The following is a 2,219-nucleotide window of genomic DNA, read 5'->3' as shown; positions in this document are numbered from 1 at the left end:
CTTCTTGGCGTCCTTCTTGACGTCCTTCTTGACGTCCTTCTTGGCGGCCACGTTGCTCGCCTTGTTGGCGCAATTGTTCTGCAATAGTCATAAGTGTGTCCTCGTGTTTCGGTACTGATGAGGCTAGTGACGTAATTAACGCCTCTAGGTTGTTCGTTTCACCCACTTGGAGTAAGTAGCTCATCAATGACTGTACTTGCTTATCTGTAGTGTAATCGGTTAAGAGCAATGTGACCAGAGGCTCAAAGAAATCCATGATATCCCGATGCCTTGCGTGCTTTTGGACAAGCTCAAGCAATGCGATGCGGCGATGCTGCATTATCTCATCATCGGAGATGACCGTGACATCGACTAATGGAAAATCTTGAGTATAGAGCGCTTTAGCTATAAGAGGGTTAACGAACCCTTTTAACCAATTCATCTCATACGGGTAGGGCGAGACCTTACCATGGTAAAACTGCAACGGGATCACCAGAGGTAAGCGCTCATGGCCAGCTTCAATATGTTGCTGCATGGCGGCGATAGCGTAACGCATTAGTCTGAATGCCATGTGTTTATCTGGTCGACTCTGGTGCTCGATTAACGCGTAGACGTAACCTTCCCCCTGAGACGTTGTAAGAGAATAAAGGACATCCGAATAGTAAGGCCGTAAACTTTCTTCAATAAAGCTGCCTGATTCGAGTTTTAGGGTCGTCAAATCACAGATTTCACGCAGCTCAGCAGGCAGGTGAATATCCAATAAGTCCTTAGCGGTTTCTGGATGAGTGAGAAACTGCTTAAAGAGGGCATCATGTGGGGTTGGCGTGGTCTTTTTCATTTTATTATCCTAACACCAAATGAGTTAAATCAGTATCACGATAGGGATTCTGCGCTAGCTTAATTTCTGCTCACGCATCAATTTAGATTATTTAATGTGATTCCCAAGGGAGGTTGACGGGGGAGTGTAAAATGAGAGCAGAGTGCAACAATAGTTAGCCACGCCTAACATTAAGTAGGCTTTCTAACAAAACTCTATTAATCGATTAGGTTTGTAGTAGAAAGCCCCTCTCAATTAGGCCTTTTTCTACAGCGAGATTTATATGCTATAAACGCTGTAACAACAATGGTTAATTGACTAACATGTATCGCTCGGGGATGTTTTAAAGTCATCAAATTTTAAGATTAGGTTTTTTGGTGAAGTTTGTGTTTTGGGGAGTCACACTTGGAGTTCTGTAAATAAGTGTACGTTATGAAGCCAAAGTCAAAATACCAAGGGTAGCGAGTAAACAAGAGACTATTTTCGTTTTAAGGTTCGTGCGCTCTTTTAAAAAGAAGTAACCAAAAAGAATATCGAGGATGAAGGCTCCTTGGAATAAAACCATGACTAAACTAAAAGCGCTAGTGTTAAGCACTTTTAAGAGAAAATAGTAGCTTGCTGTTCCGCAAGTGGCTGTTATTACGGCGTTAAATAGAACTTTTTTGATTAACCTATAATGAACTTTAAATAGTAGAGGCGTCAAAAAAGCGGTTCCAGAAAAACCGATAAAAAGGATAACGCTAGTAGGTAAGTACAACGTAAGTACTTTATCAAAACCAATGGCTAGAGTGAGAAAGATTGGCGCGAGCCACGCGTGTAGATTGTTTGAAAAAAGAAGATTCATGTTGTTACTTGTGCTGATGAGCAGTGAAGCGACAAGTATCAGTATAACGCCAGTCATTTGAAGGAAAGTCAGTGTCTCATTTAAAAAGCTAACCCCGAACAGAGCACTCCAAATGATCTTTGTTTTAGAGATTATCGAGACAACGCCTAATTCAATTGAAGCACGAGCCCTAAAGGTTGAGTACGCAAACCCAAGCCATGAGAAAACACTGAATATACTTAAAAGCAACAGCTCCCAAAGTTCACTTGTATTGTCGAATTTTGTAGGGATTTGTTCGATTTCGAAGATAACAAACAGAGCAGCGAGTAAACTGCATGTGATTTGATAGGCTAGTAAATATTCATTACATAAAGGATTTTTCTTAAGAAAGACTCGTGAAATCCATTTGTCTAATGAACTTAAAGTCATAGCTAGAGCTAATATAGTGTAGGAACTTATCATTGTTTCTCAATGTGAATCGAGGTCTTGCATTTTATGAGTTCAAATAGTTTTCGGTTATTGGGGCTACTCTCTTCTCCTTTAGTAATAGCAACGTGATTATAATCAGTTTCAATTTTAGCTATGACATTTGGAATGACG

The 2,219-nt window shown here is 40.5% G+C and carries 2 protein-coding genes; both read right to left on the bottom strand.

Features of this window, described 5'->3' with window-relative positions; translation table 11 throughout:
* A partial coding sequence (locus tag AB4589_RS20325) for an Rpn family recombination-promoting nuclease/putative transposase (protein WP_372101577.1) occupies positions 1–817 on the bottom strand: 817 nt, incomplete at its 3' end.
* Between the two features lie 409 nt (positions 818–1,226).
* Entirely contained in the window at positions 1,227–2,081 is an 855-nt protein-coding gene (locus AB4589_RS20320) for an EamA family transporter (protein ID WP_017101256.1), read from the bottom strand.
* Positions 2,082–2,219 lie beyond the last annotated feature (138 nt).

Origin of the sequence: Vibrio sp. 10N.222.49.A3, assembly GCF_041475145.1 — a bacterium.
In the GTDB taxonomy this organism is placed as follows: Bacteria; Pseudomonadota; Gammaproteobacteria; order Enterobacterales; family Vibrionaceae; genus Vibrio; species Vibrio tasmaniensis_A.
Note: the sequence above shows the minus strand (reverse complement) of the source record. Positions and strands in the feature narration are given on the sequence as shown.

What these genes read in the sequence shown, in the direction of transcription:
- AB4589_RS20320 (WP_017101256.1), bottom strand. Translation starts at nt 2,081, where the DNA reads ATGATAAGTTCCTACACTATATTAGCTCTAGCTATGACTTTAAGTTCA.